Here is a 17,486-nt window from a genome sequence, read left to right as displayed (position 1 = left end):
TGACGCGGTGATCCCTCGCGTACGAGGATGGCCCGTATGTCTGACACCAACAGCCCGCTGCCCCGGCAGGTCGCCGACGCGTATGTGGACGACCTCATCGCCCTCGACCCCGTCACCGGTACCTATCTCGGTGTGCGGGAGAGTTCGAGCCGGCTGCCCGACTACTCGCCCGCGGGCCAGGAGGCCCTCGCGGAGCTGGCACGGACCACGCTCGCCCGGCTCGACGAGGCGGAGCGGCGGCCCGGCGCGGACAGTGACGTGGAGCGCCGCTGTGCGCGGCTGCTGCGGGAGCGGCTGACCGCCGAACTCGCGGTCCACGAGACGGACGAGCATCTGCGCGCGATCGGCAACATGCACACCCCCGGCCACTCGGTGCGGGACATCTTCACGGTCACCCCCTCGCAGACCGAGGAGGACTGGGCGGCGATCGCCGAGCGGCTGCGCGCGGTGCCCGGCGCGCTCGCGGGCTACCGTGCCTCGCTCCGGCTCGGCCTGGACCGCAAGCTGTTCGCGGCGCCTCGGCCCACGGCGACGTACATCCAGCAGCTCACCGAGTGGACGGACACCGACGGCACGGGCCGCGGCTGGTTCGAGGACTTCGCCGCCGCCGGTCCGGACGCGCTGCGCGCCGAGCTGGACGAGGCGGCCCGCACCGCGACCGGCGCCCTGGTGGAGCTGCGGGACTGGCTGCGGGACGTGTACGCGCCGGCGGGCGAGGACGCCCCGAACACGGTGGGCCGTGAGCGGTACGCGCGCTGGTCCCGCTACTTCAACGGCACCGACCTGGACCTGGACGAGGCGTACGCGTACGGCTGGGCGGAGTTCCACCGGCTGCTCGGCGAGATGCGGCAGGAGGCGCAGAAGATCCTGCCGGGCGCCGGTACGCCGTGGGTGGCGCTGGCGCACCTGGACGAGCACGGCCGGCACATCGAGGGCGTGGAGGAGGTCCGGGAGTGGCTCCAGGGCCTGATGGACCAGGCCATCGAGGACCTGGACGGCACGCACTTCGAACTGGCCGAGCGGGTGCGGAAGGTGGAGTCGCGCATCGCGCCGCCCGGCGGTGCCGCGGCCCCGTACTACACCGGCCCCTCGGAGGACTTCTCGCGCCCCGGCCGCACCTGGCTGCCGACCATGGGCCAGACCCGGTTCCCGGTCTACGACCTGGTGTCGACCTGGTACCACGAGGGTGTGCCCGGGCATCACCTCCAGATCGCGCAGTGGGTGCACGTGGCGGAGAACCTCTCCCGCTACCAGGCCACGATCGGCGGGGTCAGCGCCAACGCCGAGGGCTGGGCCCTGTACGCGGAACGGCTGATGGACGAGCTGGGCTATCTGAAGAGCCCCGAGGAGCGGCTCGGCTATCTGGACGCGCAGATGATGCGGGCGGTCCGGGTGATCGTGGACATCGGCATGCACCTGGAGCTGGAGATCCCGGCGGACTCGCCCTTCCACCCCGGTGAGCGCTGGACGCCGGAGCTGGCCCAGGAGTTCTTCGCGGCGCACAGCAGCCGTCCCGCGGACTTCGTGGAGAGCGAGGTGACCCGGTATCTGACGATTCCGGGCCAGGCGATCGGCTACAAGCTCGGTGAACGGGCGTGGCTGCTGGGCCGGGAGAAGGCGCGCGAGCGGCACGGCGACGCGTTCGACCTCAAGGCCTGGCACATGGCGGCGCTGTCGCAGGGGTCGCTGGGCCTGGACGATCTGGTGGACGAGCTGTCCCTGCTCTGACGGCCCGGCGCCGGCGTCAACGCCGGAAGCCGCCTTCCGAGTTGATGACCTGCCCGGTGATCCAGCGCGCCTCGTCGGTGGCCAGCCACGCGATGAGCCGCGCGGGGTCGTCGGGCAGGCCCCAGTGTCCGGCGGGAAACCGGGCGGCGACGGCCGCGTGGGCCTCCCCGCTGGCGTAACCGGTGTCCACCGGGCCGGGGTTGACGGTGTTCACGGTGATGCCGTGCTCGGCCAGCGGGCCGGCCAGGGACCTGGTGACCGAGGCGAGCGCGCCCTTCTGCAGGGCGTAGGCGATCTCGTCCGGCATGCCGCCGCCGATGTCCTGCCCCGAGGTCATGAGTACCACGCGCCCGCCGGAGGTGCCCGGGGGCAGGGCCGCGCGTGAGCGGGCGTAGGTCTGGACGAGCAGCAGCACCGAGCGGGTGTCAACCGCCCAGTGCGCGTCGAGCATCGCGGCGTCGATCTCGTCCAGCGTGCCGTCGCAGCCGCTGAGGGCGTGGTTGGCGACGAGGATGTCGAGGCGGCCGTACTCCCGGACGACGATGTCGATCAGCCGGGCCGGTTCCGCCGGGTCGGCGAGGTCACCGGGGCCCGAGTCGACCCGGGCCCCGGGATCGCCGAGCGCCGCGCGTACCGAGTCGGCCACGGCGCCGGGGCTGTCGGCGCCCCAGGGCATGGCCGCGTCGTGCGGCACATGGTGGTGCAGATGGACGCTCGCGCCGTACGCGGCCAGCCGCCGGGCCACGGCATGCCCGATCCCGGCGCGCCGGGAGGCGCCGGTGACGAGTGCGGTACGGCCGCGCAGCGGGAGCGGGTCGCGGCGCAGACCGGCCGGAGGGGGGTACGTGTCCGTGGGCATGGTCGAACACCGTAGGGGGCGTACGGGGCCCGGCGCGACGCGATAGTCGGGCCCCGGCGCGTCCGTACGGCGTCCGGGTCGGCCGTACGGCCCTCCCCCGGTGGCACGGGGCACCGGCAGGCGGCTAGCTGGTGCCCGGGGCCGATGCAAGGAGGCGGGCCTGCATGCAGGACAACAGGCCGGTGCAGCAGGCACTTCAGACACCGCGCGCCGCCGGGCTGGCGGGCGTCGTCTTCGCGCTGCTGCTGGCGGCGGCGATCGTCCTGATCCGGCTGGGCATCCCGGACCGGGCCGAGGCGGTCACCGGCCCGGTGTTCACGGACACCGCACGGCGCGAAGCGGTGGGGTGGGCCCTCGCCCTGGTGCCGTTCGCCGGTATCTTCTTCCTCTGGTTCATCGGCGCCGTACGGGCACACGTCGGCGCCAGGGAGGACCAGTTCCTCGCGACCGTCTTCCTCGGCAGCGGGCTCGTCTTCACCGCCACCCTGTTCGGCGCCGCCGCGGCGGCCGGTGCCGTACTCGCCCTCACGCACCGGCCCGGCGCGGCACCCGGGGCAGCCTCCTGGGACTTCGGCCGCCATGTGGCGTACCTGCTGATGAACGACTACGCCATGCGGATGGCGGCCGTCTTCGTGTGCTCCACGTCGGTGATCGGCCACCGCCTCGGTGCGCTGCCCCGCCCGCTCACCGTGCTGGGCCTCCTCACCGCCCTGACGCTGCTCTTCGCCGCGTCGAACGTGCCCTGGGCGGAGCTGGTGTTTCCCGCGTGGTCGCTGGTGCTCAGCGGGTACATCCTCGTGGTGAGCCGGCGCGCCCGTTGACCCGGACGGTGTCGCCGACAGGCGGGCTCGCCCCGGGGCTCTCATGCTGGCGGGCGGGACATGACCACCGTCCGGGCCGCCGCGCGCATCGCGGAACGCGCACCGGACCTGGCCACGGGAAGGGCACAGCGTCGATGAGGCTCGTCGTGGATCTCAACAAATGTCAGGGGTACGCCCAGTGCGCGTTCCTCGCACCCGACGTCTTCGCCCTGCACGGCGAGGAGTCGCTGCTCTACAACCCGCACGCACCCGAGGAACAGCGGGAGCGGCTGGCCCGCGCGGTCGCCGCCTGCCCGGTGCAGGCGATCACGGCGGACGGGCTGGACGGGCTGGACGGGCTCGTGGGTGGGCCGGGGGCCGGATCCGCCGGGGAGGCGTCGGATGGCCACTGACCACGTGGACCGGCTCAGGCGCGAGGGCCGGATCGCGATCGTGGGCGCGTCCCTGGCGGGCCTGCGGGCGGCGGAGACGCTGCGCGCCGAGGGCTTCGCCGGGTCGCTCACGCTGATCGGCGACGAGCCCTACGAGCCGTACGACCGCCCGCCGCTGTCGAAGTCGGTCCTGCTGGAGAAGGCGTCCCCGCACCGCACCGAGCTGCCCCGGCGCCGCGACATCGACGCGAAGTGGCGGCTCGGGGTCGCGGCGACCGGCCTGGACCTGTCGGCCAAGCGCGTGAAGCTGGCCGACGGCGACGAGGTCGAGTACGACCGGCTGCTCATCGCGACCGGGGTGCGCGCCCGGCCCTGGCCGAAGGAGGCGGAGGCCGGCCTGGACGGCGTGTTCGTGCTGCGCACCCGCGACGACGCGGCCGGGCTGTACCAGCGGCTGCGGTCGGGGCCGCGCCGGGTGTTCGTCATCGGCGCCGGGTTCACGGGGTCGGAGGTCGCCTCGGCCTGCCGCGAGCGGGGCATCCCCGTCACCGTGGCGGAACGGGCGGGCGGGCCGCTGGTGGGCGCGCTCGGCGGGGTGATCGGCGCGGTCGCGGCCGACCTGCAGCACGAGAACGGCGTGGACCTGCGCACCCATGTCTCGGTCACGGCCCTGGAGGGCGACCCGGCGGGACGGGTGCGGGCGGTGCACCTCTCCGACGAGAGCATCGTCGAGGCGGATGTCGTGGTCGTCTCGCTGGGTTCGATGCGCAACACGGAATGGCTGGCCGGGTCGGGGCTCGGCGCCGGGCCCCGGGGGATCGCCTGTGACGCGGGCTGCCGGGCCTTCGACTTCCGGGGGATCGTCACCGACGACGTCTTCGTCGCGGGGGACGTCGCACGTTCGCCGCACGCGCTCTTCGGTTACCAGTTCCTCTCGCTGGAGCACTGGGGCAACGCCGTCGCGCAGGCGGAGACCGCCGCGCACAACATGATCTGCCGGGGTGCCGACCGGCGCCCGCATCTGTGGATGCCCGCGTTCTGGTCCTCGCAGTTCCGGGTGAACATCAAGTCGGTCGGCGTGCCGCCCATGGGCGAGCAACTCATGATCACCCAGGGGTCGCTGGCCGAGCGCCGGTTCGTCGGCGTCTACGGCCATCTGGGCCGGATCGTGGCCGCCGTGAGCTTCGACAACTGCCGGTGGCTGGAGTTCTACCAGCGGCAGATCGAGCGGGGCGCGCCGTTCCCGGTGGACTATCCGACGGTCGACCGGCGTCCCGAGGGCCGGCAGCCGCTCTCCTCCGACTTCCCCGACCCGTCGCTGCCGACCCACGGCCCGACCGTGACCCTCAGCGGCTACTCACCGGCCGACCAGCAGCTGGTCTTCCACCCCGCCCGCCACTGACCGCCGCCCGGCCCGACGCCCCAAGGACCTGTCATGACGCAGACCCCGCTGTTGCGCCAGATCACCGACTTCGCCAACCGCGCCGACCCGTACCCGCTCTACGCGGAACTGCGCAGGACGCCGGTGCTGCACGAGGAGGAGGGCGGCCCCTATGTCTTCAGCTCCTACTACGACATCGAGAGCCTGCTGCACGATCCACGGATCAGCTCCGACGCCGTCAATCTGACCGCGGCCGGGGACGACGAGATCTCCCAGGCGGAGAACACGGGGCTGCCGCCGTCCTTCATCCGGCTCGACCCGCCGGAGCACGACCGGCTGCGGCGCATCACCAACAGCGGCTTCGGGCCGCCGCACCGGCCGCACCGGATCGAGGACATGCGGGGCGACCTGGAGAGCCTCGCCGACGATCTGATCGACGGCTTCGGGGACGCGCGGCAGATCGATCTGGTCGACCAGTTCGCCTACCCCCTCCCGGTGACGATGATCTGCCGGCTGCTCGGCGTGCCCCGCGAGGACGAGCCGCGCTTTCGCTCCTGGGTCGATCCGATCGTCGCCGGCCTCGACCCCGACACCCGCAGGAGCGCGGACGCCGAGATGGCGAAGGCCACGACGGAAGCGCGCATGCAGCTCGGTATGTACCTGGCCGGGCTGGTCGACGAGCGCGCCAAGGACGCGCGCGACGACCTGCTGTCCGACATGGTCAACCACCGGGGTCCGGACGGCGCCATGACGATGATGGAGGTGATGACCACCGCCGTGCTGCTGCTGATCGCCGGGCACGAGACGACGGTCAACCTCATCGCCAACGGCATGCTCACCCTGCTGCGCCACCCGGAGATCCTCCAGCGGCTGCGGGCGGACCCGGACCTGGCCGCCCACATCGTGGAGGAGCTGCTGCGCTACGAACCGCCGGTGCAGCTCCTGCCGCAGCGCACCTGCATCGCCGACATCGAGGTGCGCGGGACCACCGTCCCCAAGGGCTCGCGGATCTGGCTGATGCTGGCCGCGGGCAACCGTGACCCCGAGCGGTTCAAGGACCCCGATCGCTTCGACCCGGACCGCGAGGACATCCAGCACCTGGGCTTCGGCAGCGGCGTCCACAGCTGCTTCGGCGCCCCGCTGGCCCGGCTGGAGGCCCAGATCGCCCTGGAGGCGCTGGCCCGGCGGCTGGAGAATCCCCGTCTGGTGGCGGACCCGCCGCCCTACCGGCCCAACGCGGTGCTGCGCGGCCCCCGGCATCTGGAGATCGCCTTCGACGCGCTGAAGTGACGAGGGCTCGGCCGACGAGGGCCCGGGCCACGGGGGCCCGGACGACGAAGGCCCGGGCCACGGGGGCCCGGACGACGAAGGCCCGGGCCACGGGGGCCCGGACGACGAAGGCCCGGGCCACGGGGGCCCGGGCGACGGGGGCTCAGGCGCTGATCCGGCTGAGCCGCACCAGCCCGAGCCAGGTCTCCGGCCCCGGCTGCGCATAGGCGGCGCGCACCGCGTACGTGCCGGCCTCCAGCGGCACCCGCAGGTGCTCGGTGCGACCCGCGGCCCGGCCGGGCCGGGCCGCGTCGAACAGCAGCACCGGTCCGGGCACCCGCCAGCGGACCTCGCTCCCCCACACCGCCGCGTCGAGGGCGGCCGGGACACCGGCGAGCAGCTCCGCCTCGGAGTACGCGGCGGACCACCGTACGAAGGTGGCGTGCTCCGGCAGGAAGGAGGTGGAGTCGGGTTCGTCACCGAAGACGAGGGCGGCGCTGTCGCCGACGGGGAGCAGGCCGACGGGTCCGTCGACCTCGCACGCCCGGTCGTAGTCCGTGGCGAGGTCCTCGCTGTCGGCGCCCGCCCAGAACGGCAGCACCGTCTCGGGTACGGCTATGAGGGGGCCGCCGCCCGATTCCACCCACTCCAGGGCGCCTGGATCCGCGTATCGAGCCATGGGCAGAGAACCTACACGGGCCGTCGTCAGCAGCCGCACTCGCCTTCGACGGGAGCGGTCAGCGGGTCGGCGTCGCGGCGTGCCGGGCCCTGCCAGGTCTCGTAGGCGAAGCCCTCGCGCGCCCAGTACTCGAACCCCCCGAGCATCTCCTTGACCTGGTAGCCGAGTTCGGCGAGGGCGAGGGCGGCGCGGGTGGCGCCGTTGCAGCCCGGGCCCCAGCAGTACGTCACCACCGGCACGGACCGGTCGAGGAGTTGCCCGGCCTGTTCGGGGATGAGCGCGGTGGGCAGGTGGATCGCGCCGGGCAGATGGCCCTGGTCCCAGGACTCGGTCGAGCGGGAGTCCACGACGACGAAGCCGGGGTCGCCGTCGGCCGTGAGGGCGGCGGCCACGTCGGAGACGTCGGCGTGGAAGGCGAGGCTCGCCCGGAAGTAGGCGGCTGCCTCGGCGGGGGCGGCCGGGGCCACGCGCAGGACGGGGTTCGTGGTGGTCGTGGTGATCATGGCTGAGAATCTACGGCCGCCGGGCCGCTCCCTGAAGGGACGATGCACGGGCTTCCCCTTGATGGGCCGGGGATTTCCCTGCTATCCATCCGGGATGACCGTGTATTCCCCGGACGCCACCGACTGGCGCATCCTCGAGGTCCTCCAGCGGGAGGGCCGGGCCAGCTACGCCGAACTGGCGCGTGCCGTCTCGATGTCGCCGAGCGCCGTCACCGAACGGGTACGACGGCTGGAGGAGGCCGGCGTGATCCAGGGCTACGCGGCGGTCGTCGACCCCGAGCGGCTCGGGCTGCCGATCCTGGCCTTCGTGCGGCTGCGCTATCCGAATGGCAACTACAAGCCGTTTCACGACCTGGTGGCCGCCACGCCCGAGATCCTGGAGGCGCACCATGTGACGGGCGACGACTGCTTCGTCATCAAGGTCGCCGCACGGTCCATGTCCCATCTGGAGCAGATATCCGGGAAGATCGGCGCGCTGGGCTCGGTGACGACCAGCGTCGTGTACTCCTCGCCACTGCCCCGGCGGGCGCTGGGCCGCTGACGCGTCAGACGCCCCGCTGCCGCACCGTGGACCCCGCTCTGTCCTTCACGACCTCCAGCTGCGCGTGGATCCGCCGCCGCAGGTCGGGGACGTGGCTGACGATGCCCACGCTGCGGTCCCGCTCCCGGAGTGAGTCGAGGACGTCGAGGACCTCGTCGAGGGTCTGGTCGTCGAGGCTGCCGAAGCCCTCGTCGATGAAGAGGGTGTCCAGCCGGACCCCGCCGGCCTCGTCCGTGACGACGTCCGCGAGGCCCAGGGCGAGTGCGAGCGACGCGAAGAAGGTCTCGCCGCCGGAGAGGGTGGCGGTGTCGCGTTCGCGTCCGGTCCAGGCGTCGACCACGTGCAGCCCCAGCCCGCTGCGGCCGCGTCCGGAGCGGTCGTCGGAGTGGACGAGGGTGTAGCGGCCGGACGACATGCGCTGCAGCCGGGCGGTCGCGGCGGCGGCGACCTGCTCCAGGCGGGCCGCGAGCACATACGACTCCAGGCGCATCTTGCGTTCGTTGTCGGCGGAGGTGCCCGCGGTGAGGGCGGCGAGACGGGCGACCCGGTCGTACTCCTCGCGCACGGGGGCGAGCCGCCGTACCGCCTCGGCGGCGCGCCCGGAGAGCCGGTCCAGCTCGGTGCGGCAGCGGGCGGCGGCGTCGCGGGCCGAGGCGGCCGTGCGCAGGCGCCGCTCCGCCTCCGCCGCGGCCCGTTCGGCCGTGGCGAGATCGGCGGGCGGCTGCTGGGCGGCGGCCGCGGCGTCGGCCTCGGCCAGCACGGCCCGTACGGCCGCCTCCTCCGACTGCCAGGCGTCCAGGCGGTGTTGCAGCTCGCGGTGGGCGGTGGCGTCCAGGAGGGCGGCGGCCGCGGCCTGCGGGGTCTCGAACCCGGCGCGGTAGGCGGCGTCGGCGAGGCGGGCGTCGGCGTCCTTCAGGCGCTGCGCGGCGTCCTCGGCGGTGCGCGCCGCGTCGGCGGCGTCGGTGAGCAGCGCCACCCGCCGCTCCAGTTGCGCGGCGCGCGCGGCCACGCTGCCCGCGGCACCGCGCGCCTGCACCAACTCCGCTTCCAGTTCGGCCTGTTCGCGCTCCAGGGTCTCGCGCCGGGTGAGCCGGGAGGCGGCCCGTACGGCGGCCTGCTGGCGATCGGCGAGGCGCTGCTCGCGCTCGTGCTCGGCGCGCCGCAGCTCCTCGTGGGCGGCGTGCAGGGCGGAGGCCTCACGGCGGGCCCGAGCGTACTCCTGCTCCAACTCGGCCGCGTTCTCTTCGAGTTGGGCCGTGGGCGTGTCGCCGGCCTCGGCGGTGGCGGCGGCCAGGGCCTCGCGGACGACGCCGAGCCGCCGCTCGTCCTCGGCGTGCTGCCGGTCGGCCTGCTGGGAGGTGGCCTGAGCCCGTTCCTCGGCTTCGCGGTCGACGTGTCCGGCGACCTTGCGGGCCGGGGCGGGGTGTGCGGTGGCTCCGCAGACGGCGCAGGGCTCGCCGTCGGTGAGGTGGGCGGCCAGTTCGGCGGCGATACCGTTCAGGCGCTGTTCCTTGAGGTCGAGCCAGTGGGCGCGGGCGCCGAGGGCCTGCTGCTGGGACGCGCGCACCCGGCGCTGCGCGTCCTCCAGGTCGGCGGCCAGGGCGTCCCGGGTGCGGGCCGCGCCGAGCCGCCCGCCCATCGGTTCCCGCTGTACGGCGAGCTGTTCGGCGCGGGTGGCGGCCTCCTGGGCGGAGTCGACGCGGGACTGGAGCGCCGCGCGGGCGGTGTCCCAGCCGTCGAGCCAGGCGTCGGCCTCGCGCAGCACGTCCTCGTCGGCGCGCTCCTGCCGGTCGAGCCCGGAGCGCTCCTCGGTCAGGCGGGCGAGCCGGCGCTCGGCGCGCCGGGCCGCGTCCAGGCCGCCCAGCTCCTCGGCGACCCGGCGGGCGGCGGTGGCCAGTCCGCTCGGGCCGGAATCGGCGTAGGAGCCGGGGAGCGTCCCGCGCGCGCGTGCCTCGGCCGCCGCGGCCCTGTGGTGCTCCTGTTCGGCGGCCTCGCGCAGCTCCAGCGCGGGCGCCACCGCCTCCGCCTTGCGGGCCCGCTCCATGCGCTGCTGGGCCTCGCGGTGGGCGCCCGCGTGCTGCTGAAGCCGCTCGGCGCGCCGCCGCGCCTCGGCGAACCTGCCCTGCAGCCGGTCGAGTTCGCGTACGTCGTCCAGGGCGCGGCGGGCCTCGGTGTGGGCGGACTCGGCGGCACCGAGGCGGCAGTGGGCGACCGTGAGGCGCTCGCGGGCGGTGACGCGGGCCACGGCGGCGGCTCCCAGGACCGCCTCGGCCAGGCCCGGGTCGCCGGGCGCCAGCTCGGGCAGCTCCATGGCGTCGCCGGCCTCCTGCTGCATGCGGTGGGCGTCGGCGAGCAGACCCGCGTCACCCTCGCGCACGCGTGCCTCGGTGGCGCGGCGGCGGTCGGCGAGGCGCTTTTCGACATCGGCGAAGCGCTGGGTGTCGAAGAGCCGGCCGAGCAGCCGGCCGCGGGCCTCGGCGTCGGCGCGCAGGAAGCGGGCGAAGTCGCCCTGGGGCAGCAGCACGACCTGGCAGAACTGCTCGCGGCTCATCCCGAGCAGCTGGGTGATCTCCTCGCCGATCTCCTGGTGGGAGCGGCTGCGGTCCTTCCAGGCGCCGGCCGCGGCGTCGTACTCGCGCAGCCAGGTCTGGGCCTTGTCGACCGTCGTGCCCGTGCCGCGCAGTTTGCGCCGCTCCCGGGGCGGCTGCCGGGTGATCTCCAGCCGCCGTCCGGCGACGGTGAGGTCGAGGCGGACCTCGGTGCGGATACCGGGCTCGGCGTGGTCGCTGCGCAGGTTCATCCCCTGGCCGCCGCCGCTCTGGCGGGCGCCGGGGACCGAGCCGTACAGGGCGTAGCAGACGGCGTCCAGGACGGAGGTCTTGCCCGCGCCGGTGGGGCCGTGCAGCAGGAAGAGGCCGGCGGCGGACAGCGCGTCGAAGTCGACGCTCTGGGAGCCGCCGAAGGGCCCGAAGGCGGTGATGTCGAGCCGGTGCAGCCTCATCGGGCCACCTCCCGTACGACGTCGTCGGCGCGCACGGCGTCGAACGCCTCGCGCAGCACGTCCAGCTCCCGGTCGTCCGGTCCGGCCCCGCGCACATGGGCGACGAAGTCCTGGGCGACCTGCTGGTCGCTGCGGCCCGCGAGCCGCCGGGCGTACGACGCCCCGGGGCCGCCGGGAGCCCGCTCCGGGGCGAAGACGAGGCTGAGGGTGTGCGGGAAGCGCTCGGTGAGCCGGGCCATGGGGTCGGCCGGGCGGACCGGGTCGGTGAGCGTGGCCTCGACCCAGGCGTCCTCGTGGCCGCTCAGCGCCGGGTCCGCCAGCAGGTCCTCCAGGGTGCCCCGGATGCGGGCCAGCGGTCGCGGCACCGGGCAGTCCAGGCGCTCGGCGCTGACGGAACCGTCTGCGCCGAGGTCGATCAGCCACATGCTCTTGCGGTGGTCGGCCTCGGAGAAGGAGTAGGCGAGCGGGGAGCCGGAGTAGCGCACGCGCCCGGTGAGGGTCTGGCAGCCGTGCAGATGGCCGAGCGCCACGTAGTCGACCCCGTCGAAGACACCGGCCGGTACGGCGGCGACCCCGCCGACGGTGATGTCCCGCTCGCTGTCGCTGGCCTGGCCGCCGGCGACGAAGGCGTGGGCGAGGACGACGGAGCGGGTGCCCCGCGCGCGCGTGGCGAGGTCGGCGCGGACGCGGTCCATGGCGGCGCCGAGCACGGCCTCGTGCCCGGCCTTCTCCACCCCGAACTCGTCCTTCACCAGGGCGGGTTCGAGATAGGGCAGCCCGTAGAAGGCGACGTCCCCATGGGCGTCGGGCAGCACGACCGGCGTGCCGGCGGCGGCCGCATCGGTGCGCAGGTGGATGCCGGCGCGCTCGATGAGCCCGGCGCCGACGCCGAGACGACGGGCCGAGTCGTGGTTGCCGGAGATCATCACCGTGGGCACGCCGAGGTCCGCGAGGCGGTGCAGCGCGTCGTCGAACAGCTCGACCGCGGCAAGCGGGGGCACCGCGCGGTCGTACACGTCGCCGGACACGACCACCGCGTCCACGGCGTGCTCGCGCACGACGCTGACGAGGTGACCGATGAACTCGGCCTGGGCCCCGAGCAGGTTCACCCGGTGGAAGGCCCGGCCGAGATGCCAGTCGGACGTGTGCAGCAGTCTCATGATCCCCGAGGTTAACGGCCGGGCCTGACATCACGGGCGGTTACTCCCGTATCAGCCCTTCACGACCGCGAAGTTGATGCGAATATGAACGATCAGCCCGCTGTGTCACGCGTCTCCGTAGGCTTCTCCGCCCAGTTCGAACCCCGCCGTGCCCGCCGTGGCATCCGCCAGCCAGGCGCGGAAGGCGTCCACGTCGGCGTCGGGCAGGCCGATCTCGATGGTGACGGCCTCGCCGTAGCGGACGTCCCGGACCTCGCGCCCGGTGGCGCGCAGGTCGTTCTGGACCTTGCCCGCGCGCTGGTGGTCGACGGTCACCGTGGCCAGCCGGAAGCGGCGCCGGGTAAGCGTGCCGAGCGTGTCGAGGGCCTCGCCGACGGCACCGCCGTACGCGCGGATCAGTCCGCCGGCGCCGAGCTTGACGCCGCCGTAGTAGCGGGTGACGACCGCGACGACGTAGCGCATCTCACGGCGCAGCAGCATCTGGAGCATGGGGACGCCGGCGGTGCCGCCCGGTTCGCCGTCGTCGCTGGCCTTCTGCACGGAGGCGTCCGTGCCGATGACGTACGCCCAGCAGTTGTGGGTCGCGTCGGCGTGCTCCTTGCCGACGGAGGCGATGAAGTCCTGCGCCTCCTGCTCGGTGGCGGCCGGGGCGAGGGCGCACAGGAAGCGGGAGCGGTTGATCTCGGTCTCGTGCACGCCCGCGCGAGCGACTGTGCGGTACTCGTCCTGCATCCCGTCAGCCTATGCGGTGACGGGGAGTGCCCCTCCCGGGCCGAGGACGCGGCCACGCGCGCGGGGTGCTGCGGCTCGGGCACGCGCGCGTGAGGCGCGTCACTCCTTGACGCCGCGCGGCACGGTCATCCAGGTCAGCAGGGCGGCCCCCGGGGCGAGGGCGGACCAGCCGGTGCCGCGCCAGTTGAGGACGGCGATCGCGGACGTCGGGAACTTCGTCCGCACCCGCTGCAGCGTGTCGTCGAGGCCGTCCCCGGCCAGCTCCAGGACCAGTTCCTCCAAGCCCGGGTTGTGCCCGACGAGCAGCAGGGTCTCCACCTCGGACGGCACCTCGTGGACCACCTCCACCAGTTCCGCCACGTCGGCCGCGTACAGCCGCGGGTCGTAGCGCACCGGCGGCGGGGTGCCCCACTCGGCGGAGGCCAGCTCCCAGGTGCGGCGCGCCCGCGCGGCCGTGGAGCACAGGGCGAGGTCGGGCAGGCAGTCGGCCTCGGCGAGGGCGCGTCCGGCGGCCGGGGCGTCCCGCAGGCCGCGTCGCGCGAGCGGCCTGCGGCGGTCCTCTACGCCCTCGGGCCAGGCGGACTTGGCGTGCCGCAGCACCACCAGCCGGCGCAGCGGGCCCGTCGCGCCCGCGCGCGTGATCACGCGAGGGTCCCGACGTCGCGGAGGAGGTCGAGGGCCAGCAGGCGGTCGGCGTAGGCGTACGTCTCGAAGCGGGCACCGTCGGGCAGGTCCGGGGCGCCGGCCACGTCCCGCAGCACGTCCAGGACGCCGGGCAGATCGAGATCGTCCTCCCACGCGGAACGCAGCCGCGCCCGCACCGCCTCGGGCACCGGCCGCGACGGCTGTCGCGCCCACCCGGCCACAGCCCGCCGCCACCGCGCGAGCGACCCGGCCGCCTCGTCCAGCACGGCCCGGTCGAGCCGCACGGGCTCACTGCGCGGAACGGCCAGCAGCGCGAACCGGAAGGCCTCGGGGTCGGCGAGGAGGAGGGGGAGCGCGGGGTGGGCAGTGGGGTGGACAGCCGGGTGGGGCGCACCGCCGGGGGCGGATCCGGGGGCAGGCTCGAAGGCAGGGCCGGGAGCGGATCCAGGCGCGGGGCCGGACCGCCGCTCGGAAGCGGACTCGGAGACGGGGCCCGCGGCAGGCCCGGCCTCAGGGCCGTGAGCGGGCTCGGAGTCATGGCCCGCAGCAGGTCCGGACGCACCACCGGAGCCGGAGCCGGAGCCGGAGCCGGAACCACGGCCCGGCGCAGACCCGGGCGAACGGCCGGCACCCGGCTCGGGAGCGCCGCCAGGACCGGATCCTGGCACCCGGCCGCCGGAAGCGGGCTCGGAACCGTGACCCCCAGCAGGCCCGGACCCACGGCCGGAACCCTGATCGGAGGCGAACCCGGAGCCACCACCTGCCCCACACCCGGGCTCGCGGCCCCCAGCACCCCCGGACCCACCACCGGAGCCGGACCCAGCACCACGGCCCCCAGCACCCCCGGACCCACCACCGGAGCCGGACTCGGAGCCACCACCCCCAGCAGCCCCCGTCTCGCGCTCCCTCGTCTTCTCCCCCTCCCAGCTCACCGGTGCCACCCGCATCACCGGTCCGGCCCCGAAGGCGGTCGCGGGGTCGTTCGCCACGTGGATCGCCTGGGCCTCGCCGAGGCCCGAGGCCAGGTCGCGGCCGTCCTCGAAGGGGCGGATGGCCAGGGTCGTGGCAGCGGTGCGCAGTTCGGCGTGCTGGCGGGGGGCCGTGAGGATCGTCCAGACCGGGGTGCCGCCCAGTTCGAGGGCCCGGACCAGGAGGTCGGCCGTGAGCAGGACCCGCAGGGCGGTCGGGTCCAGTCCGGAGGCGTAGGCCTCGATGCGGGTCAGGCCGCGGCGGGCGGGGGCGGCGGGGACGGGCTCACCGGTTCGTTCGTCGAGGATGCGCAGCACGGGGCGAGCGTAGGCGGGCGGACGGCCGTACGCAGGCATCTTGCGGCGATTCCGGACATGGCGGCGGGTACGGGACGGGAATCCGGACCCGGCGGCACCCTGTTGAGCGGGCGAACGGTTCCCGCGTACCGAGGAGGCGGCCATGGCGGCCATGCACGGCGATGACACGATCGACAACATGACGGACGAAATGGACGAAGCGGCCGTCCGGAGGCTCCTGACCGAGTTGGGCGACACCTGGGCCGTCGTCGGGCTGTCCACCAACCGGAACCGGGCCGCGTACGGAGTGGCACAGGTGCTGCAGCGGTTCGGCAAGCGGATCGTGCCGGTGCATCCGAAGGCGGAGACGGTGCACGGCGAGCGGGGCTACGCCTCCCTCTCAAAGGTCCCCTTCGAGGTGGACGTGGTCGACGTCTTCGTCAACAGCGAGCTGGCCGGCGCGGTCGCCGACGAGGCCGTGGCGAAGGGCGCGCGAGGCGTGTGGTTCCAGCTGGGCGTCGTGGACCGGGCCGCCTACGCGCGAGCCCGGTCGGCCGGGCTGGAGATGGTCATGGACCGCTGCCCGGCGATCGAAATTCCTCGCCTCGACTAGGTTGTCTCACCTTCTTCTCACAATTCGGCGCTGAATATTGACATTCGAAGTCGACGTCTGACCTGTGCCAAGCCTGTGGCTGAGGGTGCACCCAAGACACTCAAGATCCCGGGTCAAAACTTGGTTAACAGTCTTTTGCTCACATGGAAAGCGTCCCTAGCCTGTGGCCCCCTTGCTCGTTAATTCCGCGTTTACGATCTGAGAGGCCACTTGACATGGCGAATGTCGACCAGGCTGCACCGGTAGCCACAAGCGACACCGGGGGTCTGCGCCGCGACGTCGGACTCATCGGTCTGATGTGGGCCTCGGTGGGATCCATCATCGGGTCGGGCTGGCTCTTCGGCGCCGAGAAGGCGGTCGTGGCGGCGGGCCCCGCGGCGATCATCTCGTGGGTGATCGGCGCGGTGGCCATCGTGCTGCTGGCGCTGGTGCACGCCGAACTCGGCGGCATGTTCCCGGTGGCGGGCGGCACCGCGCGCTATCCGCACTACGCCTTCGGCGGCCTGGCCGGTATGTCCTTCGGCTGGTTCTCCTGGCTCCAGGCCGCAACGGTGGCCCCGATCGAGGTCGAGGCCATGATCGGCTACGCCAAGCACTGGAAGTGGGCCGACGGGCTCCAGCACGCCGACAGCACCCTCACCACCAGCGGTTTCGCCCTCGCGGTCGTCCTCATGGCGGTCTTCGTCGGTGTCAACTTCTTCGGTGTCCGCGCCCTCGCGCACACCAACAGCGCCGCCACCTGGTGGAAGATCGCGGTCCCGCTCGGCGCGATCTTCATCATCGCCATCGGCAACTTCCACCCCGCCAACTTCACCTCCGAGGGCTTCGCCCCGTTCGGCGCCAAGGGCGTGCTCAGCGCCATCAGCGACAGCGGCATCATCTTCGCCCTGCTCGGCTTCGAGCAGGCCATCCAGCTGGCCGGTGAGAGCCGGAACCCCCAGCGGGACCTGCCGCGTGCGACCCTCGGCTCGGTCGCGATCGGTGCGGTGATCTACGTCCTGCTCCAGGTCGTGTTCATCGCCGCGCTGCCGCACGCCTCGTTCGCGCACGGCTGGGCTCACCTGAACTTCGCCGGCATCAGCGGCCCCTGGGCTGGTCTCGCCACCATCGTGGGCCTCGGCTGGCTCGGCGTGGTCCTCTACATCGACGCGGTGATCTCTCCCGCCGGTACCGGTCTGATCTACACGACCGCCACCTCGCGCGTCTCCTACGGCCTGGCGAAGAACGGCTACGCGCCGAAGCTGTTCATCAAGACGGACAAGCGCGGCGTGCCGTGGTTCGGTCTGCTCATCTCGTTCATCACGGGCGTGGTCTGCTTCCTGCCGTTCCCGAGCTGGCAGACGCTGGTCGGCTTCATCACTTCGGCGAGCGTGCTGATGTACGCCGGCGCGCCCCTCGCGTACGGCGTGTTCAGCGACCGGCTGCCGCACCTGCCGCGGCCGTACAGGCTGCCCGCCGGCAAGATCATCTCTCCGGTGTCGTTCGTGATCGCCAACCTCATCATCTACTGGGCCGGCTGGGGCACCCTGTGGCGCCTGGGCTTCGCGATCCTGCTCGGTTACGTGCTGCTGGGCTCCTACGCCTGGTACGCGATCCGCAAGAACCTGCCCGACGCGCCCCGGCTGGACTTCAAGGCCGCGCAGTGGCTGCCGCCCTACCTGCTCGGGATGGGCGTGATCTCCTGGCTGGGCGGCTTCGGCGGCCGGGGCACCCTCCCGCTGTGGTGGGACATGGCAGTCATCGCGGTGTTCTCGATCGTCATCTACTACTGGGCCAAGGCCACCGCCTCGGCGCCCGAGGCGATCGAGCGCAGCATCGACGAGGTCGTGGTCACGGACGCGCCCGCGCACTGACCCCGACTCCCCCGGATCCCCCCTGGTGTCCCGTCGGCCGCACCCCGGCTGACGGGACACCGTCA

Annotated in this window: 15 protein-coding genes and 2 pseudogenes; 8 read left to right on the top strand and 9 right to left on the bottom strand. The window is 73.7% G+C overall.

The window, feature by feature from the left end; genetic code table 11:
• Positions 1-36: 36 nt before the first annotated feature.
• Positions 37-1,728, top strand: a complete 1,692-nt coding sequence (locus ADK64_RS38990; protein ID WP_053666841.1) for a DUF885 domain-containing protein — start codon at positions 37-39, stop codon at positions 1,726-1,728.
• Between the two features lie 16 nt (positions 1,729-1,744).
• On the opposite strand, the gene ADK64_RS38985 is transcribed toward ADK64_RS38990, so the two are convergent.
• The gene (locus ADK64_RS38985) at positions 1,745-2,587 is read right to left on the bottom strand and encodes an SDR family oxidoreductase (RefSeq protein WP_053666840.1); all 843 of its coding nucleotides are present in this window, start codon (positions 2,585-2,587) and stop codon (positions 1,745-1,747) included.
• A gap of 164 nt (positions 2,588-2,751) precedes the next feature.
• Between ADK64_RS38985 and ADK64_RS38980 the strand changes: the two genes are divergently transcribed.
• From ADK64_RS38980 to ADK64_RS38965, 4 genes are all read left to right on the top strand, one after another.
• Entirely contained in the window at positions 2,752-3,408 is a 657-nt protein-coding gene (locus ADK64_RS38980) for a hypothetical protein (RefSeq protein ID WP_053666839.1), read from the top strand.
• A 134-nt stretch (positions 3,409-3,542) separates the two neighbouring features.
• On the top strand, positions 3,543-3,800 hold the full coding sequence (locus ADK64_RS38975; protein WP_053666838.1) for a ferredoxin: 258 nt from the start codon (positions 3,543-3,545) through the stop codon (positions 3,798-3,800).
• Entirely contained in the window at positions 3,790-5,181 is a 1,392-nt protein-coding gene (locus ADK64_RS38970; protein WP_053666837.1) for an NAD(P)/FAD-dependent oxidoreductase, read from the top strand. The genes ADK64_RS38975 and ADK64_RS38970 overlap by 11 nt, the downstream gene beginning before the upstream one ends.
• Positions 5,182-5,214: 33 nt before the next feature.
• Complete coding sequence (locus ADK64_RS38965) at positions 5,215-6,450, top strand: cytochrome P450 (RefSeq protein ID WP_053666836.1); 1,236 nt, start codon at positions 5,215-5,217, stop codon at positions 6,448-6,450.
• Between the two features lie 142 nt (positions 6,451-6,592).
• Here ADK64_RS38965 and ADK64_RS38960 read toward each other — a convergent pair whose 3' ends face one another.
• Positions 6,593-7,108 (bottom strand): immunity 21 family protein, encoded by a 516-nt coding sequence (locus ADK64_RS38960; protein WP_053667147.1) that lies wholly within the window; start codon positions 7,106-7,108, stop codon positions 6,593-6,595.
• 26 nt (positions 7,109-7,134) lie between these two features.
• Positions 7,135-7,611, bottom strand: a complete 477-nt coding sequence (locus tag ADK64_RS38955) for a rhodanese-like domain-containing protein (protein ID WP_053666835.1) — start codon at positions 7,609-7,611, stop codon at positions 7,135-7,137.
• A gap of 94 nt (positions 7,612-7,705) precedes the next feature.
• Between ADK64_RS38955 and ADK64_RS38950 the strand changes: the two genes are divergently transcribed.
• Positions 7,706-8,152, top strand: coding sequence for an Lrp/AsnC family transcriptional regulator (locus ADK64_RS38950; RefSeq protein WP_053666834.1), 447 nt, complete (start codon positions 7,706-7,708; stop codon positions 8,150-8,152).
• 4 nt (positions 8,153-8,156) lie between these two features.
• Here ADK64_RS38950 and ADK64_RS38945 read toward each other — a convergent pair whose 3' ends face one another.
• The 6 genes and pseudogenes from ADK64_RS38945 to ADK64_RS44445 all read right to left on the bottom strand — a co-directional run.
• A complete protein-coding gene (locus ADK64_RS38945; protein ID WP_053666833.1) occupies positions 8,157-11,153 on the bottom strand; it encodes an AAA family ATPase in 2,997 nt (998 codons plus the stop codon).
• Positions 11,150-12,313: an exonuclease SbcCD subunit D gene (locus ADK64_RS38940; RefSeq protein ID WP_053666832.1), complete on the bottom strand. Its 1,164-nt coding sequence runs from the start codon at positions 12,311-12,313 to the stop codon at positions 11,150-11,152. The genes ADK64_RS38945 and ADK64_RS38940 overlap by 4 nt, the downstream gene beginning before the upstream one ends.
• 105 nt (positions 12,314-12,418) lie before the next feature.
• Entirely contained in the window at positions 12,419-13,045 is a 627-nt protein-coding gene (locus ADK64_RS38935; protein ID WP_053666831.1) for a YigZ family protein, read from the bottom strand.
• A 99-nt stretch (positions 13,046-13,144) separates the two neighbouring features.
• Positions 13,145-13,690, bottom strand: coding sequence for a SixA phosphatase family protein (locus tag ADK64_RS38930; protein WP_053666830.1), 546 nt, complete (start codon positions 13,688-13,690; stop codon positions 13,145-13,147).
• Positions 13,687-14,100: pseudogene (locus ADK64_RS38925) on the bottom strand (hypothetical protein); the annotation flags it as partial. The gene ADK64_RS38930 and the pseudogene ADK64_RS38925, both read right to left, overlap by 4 nt.
• Positions 14,101-14,610: 510 nt before the next feature.
• Positions 14,611-14,976, bottom strand: a pseudogene (locus ADK64_RS44445) (hypothetical protein); the annotation flags it as partial.
• A 190-nt stretch (positions 14,977-15,166) separates the two neighbouring features.
• On the opposite strand from ADK64_RS44445, the gene ADK64_RS38920 reads away from it, so the two are divergent.
• On the top strand, positions 15,167-15,568 hold the full coding sequence (locus ADK64_RS38920; protein WP_107093224.1) for a CoA-binding protein: 402 nt from the start codon (positions 15,167-15,169) through the stop codon (positions 15,566-15,568).
• A gap of 215 nt (positions 15,569-15,783) precedes the next feature.
• A complete protein-coding gene (locus ADK64_RS38915; RefSeq protein WP_053666829.1) occupies positions 15,784-17,421 on the top strand; it encodes an APC family permease in 1,638 nt (545 codons plus the stop codon).
• Positions 17,422-17,486 lie beyond the last annotated feature (65 nt).

Source organism: Streptomyces sp. MMG1121 (assembly GCF_001280015.1).
Taxonomy (GTDB): domain Bacteria; phylum Actinomycetota; class Actinomycetes; order Streptomycetales; family Streptomycetaceae; genus Streptomyces.
This window is presented reverse-complemented; position numbering and strand designations above follow the sequence as displayed.